Consider the following 4,618-nt stretch of genomic DNA (forward strand, 5'->3'; position numbering starts at 1 on the left):
GGAGGCCCCTGAGGCCCTCCCCGGACGGCCCCCGGGGCCCCGGCTCACTTCTCGGGCCGGGGCTTCGGCACGCCCTCGCGCGCGGCGCGGGCCGGCTGCCCGGCCTGCTCGGCGGTCGGCACCGGCAGGTTGATCGGCGTCTCCGGGGTGGCCGTGACGATGCGCGGCAGCGCGTACGGGTGCTCGGCCGCCAGCCAGCGCAGCATCTCCTCGCGCACGGTCACCCGCACCGTCCAGATGTCGTCCGCGTCCTTGGCGGTGACCAGCGCCCGGACCTCCATGGTGGTCGGCGTGGTGTCGGTGACCTGCACCCCGTGGGCCCGGCCGTCCCAGGCGGGGCAGTGGCGCAGGATGTCGCGGAGCCTGTCCCGCATCGCCTCCACCGGGGCGCGGTGGTCCAGGTGCCAGTAGACGACCCCGGTCATCTGGGCGCCGCCGCGGGACCAGTTCTCGAACGGCTTGGAGGTGAAGTACGACACCGGCATGGTGAAGCTGCGCTCGTCCCAGGTGCGCACGGTCAGGAAGGTCAGGGTGATCTCCTCGACGGTGCCCCACTCGCCCTCGACGACCACCGTGTCGCCGATGCGGACCATGTCGCCGAAGGCGATCTGGAGGCCGGCGAAGACGTTGCTCAGCGTGGACTGCGCGGCGACACCGGCGACGATGCCGAGGACCCCGGCGGAGGCCAGCAGCGAGGTGCCCGCCGCGCGCATGGCGGGGAAGGTCAGCAGCATGGCGGCCACGGCGACGGTGCCGACGATCGCGGTGACCACGCGCATGATCAGCTCCACCTGGGTCCGCACCCGGCGGACCCGTGCCGCGTCGCGGTGGACCCTGGCGTACCGGTCGTAGGAGGCCTCCACCACCGCCCCGGCGATCCGGATCAGCAGCCAGGCGGTCGCCCCGATCAGGAGCAGCGTGAGGATCCGGGCGATCAGCACCCGGTACGACCCGCCGACCTGCGCCTCGTCCCAGGAGGCGCGGATCAGGGCGACGCACAGGGCGATCTGGTAGGGGATACGAGCGCGCCTCAGCAGACCCCAGGCCGGGGTCTCCGGGTGGCGCTCGTCGGCCTTGCGGAGCAGCTTGTCCGTGGCCCACCCGATGACCAGGGTGAGGAGGACCGAGCCGCCGATGACGATGAGCGGGCGCATGACGTTCTCCATTCGGCGCGCTTATCCCGGACCGGGGAGAAACGAACGCGGAGACCGTGTGAGCATTTACTCATGAACGTGATGCTCTTCCACTCGACCTACGGTCTGCGCCCCGCCGTGCGCGAGGCCGCCGACCGGCTGCGCGCCGCGGGCCACGAGGTGTGGACGCCGGACCTCTTCGAGGGAAGGGTCTTCGACGCGGTCGAGGACGGAATGGAGTACCACGCCACGGTCGGCGCGGACGAACTGCTGAAGCGGGCCGTGCTGGCGGCCGCGCCCTACGCGGACCGGGGGCTGGTCTACGCCGGCTTCTCGCTGGGCGCCGCCACCGCGCAGACCCTGGCGCTCGGCGACGACAGGGCGCGCGGCCTGCTGCTCCTGCACGGCACCTCCGACATCGCGGCGGGCGCCTCGGTGGACGACCTGCCGGTGCAGCTCCACGTGGCGGAGCCCGACCCCTTCGAGACGGACGACTGGCTGAGCGCCTGGTACCTGCAGATGCGCCGGGCCGGCGCGGACGTGGAGATCTTCCGGTACCCCGGAGCCGGTCACCTCTACACCGACCCCGGTCTCCCGGACCACGACGCCGAGGCGGCCGAGGCCACCTGGCGGGTGGCGCTCGGCTTCCTCGACTCGCTGTAGCCGCGGCGGGTCACCGCCCGGGCGTCAGCCCGCGCGGTAGGCCGTCCAGGCCTGCTGCATCCGGCTCACCTGGCCGCCGGTGAACTGGTACATGCAGGAGTCGTACGTGTAGTCCATGAAGTTGTGGATCGGGTCGGCGCCGGCGGACTTGGTGCAGGTGTCACGGCCGGTGGGGCACTCGTAGGCCGGGCTGGCCTCGGGGGCGGTGTCGGAGACGTAGTCGCCGTTGCCGTTGCAGCCGCCCTGGAAGGTGTGGTAGAGGCCCAGCCAGTGGCCGACCTCGTGGGTGGCGGTGTCGCCCTGGTTGTAGTTGGCCGCGGAGCCGCCCGGCAGCGACTCGTCCAGGATGACGACGCCGTCCATGGACGTGACCTTGGAGGTCGGGAAGGTCGCCCAGCCGAGCAGGCCGCCGCTGAGGTTGGCGGTGTAGACGTTCAGGGCGCCCGCGCCGCCCTTGCGCAGGGCGGTCTTCATGGCCTTCTCGGCGGAGGAGCCGGAGGCCAGGTTGTACCAGGAGGCGTTGTTCGTGTAGTCGACGGACGCCAGGGAGAACTGGAAGCCGGTGTCGACGTTGCCGGTGCCCTGGCCCGCGTAGGCGGCGTTCAGCACGTTGATCTGGTTGTTGATCTCGGTGGACGTCAGGTTGCCCTTGGTGCCGTCGGTGATGACGTGGAAGTACACCGGGATGGTGGCGGAGACCGCGGCGGCGGAGGGGGCGGCGGCGCGCTTCCCGGCGAGCTGCTTCTCGAGGTCGGCCTGCATGGCCTTGGCCTTCGCGGCGGTGACCGTGTTGGGGTCGACTGCCTCGTGGTCGTGCTCGTGGCCCTTGGCCTGACGGGCCAGGGAGCCCGCCGTGTCGTCGCAGTCCTCGGCGGCCGGGACCGCGGCGGCGGGCGCGGCGGCCAGCGTCGTGGGGGCCGCGACCGGGGTCAGGACGAGGGATCCGGCCACGGCGGCGGCACCGAGGAGACGCCGGCGCAGCTGGGGGGATATCCGGGCGAACGCACGCATGTGAGCTCCTTGCTCGAGCGGGGCAGACGCGGCGCGCAGGGGTCATTCCTGGCCGCCGCCCGGACATTACGTGGACATGCCCAATCGTCAGGAGTACGGATCCGGCCTGATCACGTGGGGTGCAGACCGGGGCAATCGGAAGCATGGAGGCGCCGCCGTCCCGTCGGGACGGGACGGCGGCGTGACGCGGCGTGGTCGCGGACGGCCGGAGTGTCCGCATTCGTTCGGGGGCGAAACGCCGGCCGAAGACGCGCGCCACCGGCCCTTCACGAAGGGCCGGTTCCGTCGGAGTGGCTGAAAACCGCCCCTGTAGTCGACGCGCGTTGCGTGCTACACGGGGTCGTAGGTGCGCTCGGCCTTCTGCGTCCCGCTGAGGGTGCGGTACGAGCGGACCCAGTGGGAGGTGGCGGCCGGGTCGGCGCGGTCCGAGATCCGGTAGTAGTCCATCTGCGCCCGCTCCGGCGTCAGCGAGAACACGCCGTAGCCGTGCTGGTCGGTGTCGACGAACTTGATGTGCCGGTTCATGGTCCTGATGACCGGGTCGGCGACCGCCGTGACGGTGCCCTCGGCGACGCCCACGTAGTCGTTGAGGTTGTCCGACGTCACCGAGGTGACCACGAACTCGGTCGCCGCCGAGGCGGTCAGCGGGTACGTCGTCGCGTTGACCGGCACGTCGGTGGCGAAGGCCATGTGGACGTCGCCGGTCAGGAAGACCGTGTTGCGGATGGACTGGGACCGCAGATGGGAGATGAGCTCCTTGCGGTCGTCGGTGTAGCCGTCCCACTGGTCGACACTGATCGCCAGGTCCGGCAGGCCGAGCAGCTCGCCCAGCGGCTCGCGGACGAACGCCGGGAGCTGGGCCACCGAGAACGGCGCGATCATCACGGAGTTGCCGACCAGCCGCCAGGTGGTGTCCGAGGCGGAGAGGCCGGATTTCAGCCAGTCCATCTGGGCGCGGCCGGTGAGGGTGCGGTCGGGGTCGTCCACCGCGCCGCCCGCCGACGAGACCTGCTGGGAGCGGAAGCTGCGCAGGTCCAGCAGGGAGAGGTCGGCGAGCCTGCCGAAGCGCAGCCGGCGGTAGGTGGTCCCGGCGATCGCGGGGCGGACCGGCATCCACTCGAAGTAGGCCTGCTTGGCGGCCGCCTGGCGAGCCGCCCAGGTCCCCTCGGCTCCCTCGGTGTGGTTCTCGGCGCCGCCGGACCAGGTGTCGTTGGCGATCTCGTGGTCGTCCCAGATCGCGATGCAGGGGGCGGTGGCGTGCAGGGCCTGGAGGTCCTGGTCCGTCTTGTATCGGGCGTGGCGCGTCCGGTAGTCGGCGAGGGTGAGGATCTCGTGCTCGGGCCGGTGGGTGCGGACCACCCCGCCGTAGGCGTAACCGCCGCTGGCGTACTCGTAGATGTAGTCGCCCAGGTGCAGCCAGGCGTCCAGGTCGCCGCGGGCGGCGAGGTGGCGGTACGGCGAGAAGTAACCGGCCTCGTAGTTGGCGCAGGAGACCACCCCGAACCGCAGTCCGGCCACCGAGGCGTCGGCGGAGGGTGCGGTGCGGGTGCGCGCCACGGGGGAGTGCACGCCGCCCGCGGTGAAGCGGAAGAAGTAGTCGGTGCCCGGGCGCAGGCCGCGCACGTCGGCCTTGACGGTGTGGTCGGAGGCCGCCTTCGCCGTGACGGTGCCGCGGGCCACCACGCCGGTCAGGGCGCGGTCGGTGGCGATCACCCACTCCACCGGGGTGTCCGGCCCCACCCCGGAACCGGGCGTCGCCTCGGGGGCGGGGGTGACCCGGGTCCACAGCAGGACGCCGTCGGGCAGCGGGT

Annotated in this window: 4 protein-coding genes; 1 reads left to right on the forward strand and 3 read right to left on the reverse strand. The window is 72.1% G+C overall.

Translation table 11 applies throughout. From position 1 onward, the window contains the following. Positions 1-44: 44 nt before the first annotated feature. On the reverse strand, positions 45-1,166 hold the full coding sequence (locus tag HW445_RS19320) for a mechanosensitive ion channel family protein (RefSeq protein WP_180222247.1): 1,122 nt from the start codon (positions 1,164-1,166) through the stop codon (positions 45-47). A gap of 60 nt (positions 1,167-1,226) precedes the next feature. Between HW445_RS19320 and HW445_RS19325 the strand changes: the two genes are divergently transcribed. Further along, entirely contained in the window at positions 1,227-1,796 is a 570-nt protein-coding gene (locus tag HW445_RS19325) for a dienelactone hydrolase family protein (protein WP_180222248.1), read from the forward strand. A gap of 24 nt (positions 1,797-1,820) precedes the next feature. Here HW445_RS19325 and HW445_RS19330 read toward each other — a convergent pair whose 3' ends face one another. Next, entirely contained in the window at positions 1,821-2,807 is a 987-nt protein-coding gene (locus tag HW445_RS19330) for a zinc metalloprotease (protein WP_180222249.1), read from the reverse strand. A 330-nt stretch (positions 2,808-3,137) separates the two neighbouring features. Beyond that, positions 3,138-4,618, reverse strand: a 1,481-nt coding sequence (locus HW445_RS19335) for an alkaline phosphatase (RefSeq protein WP_180222250.1), incomplete at its 5' end; no start/stop codon positions are given.

This window comes from Streptomyces sp. UH6, assembly GCF_013421635.1.
Lineage (GTDB): Bacteria > Actinomycetota > Actinomycetes > Streptomycetales > Streptomycetaceae > Streptomyces > Streptomyces abyssomicinicus.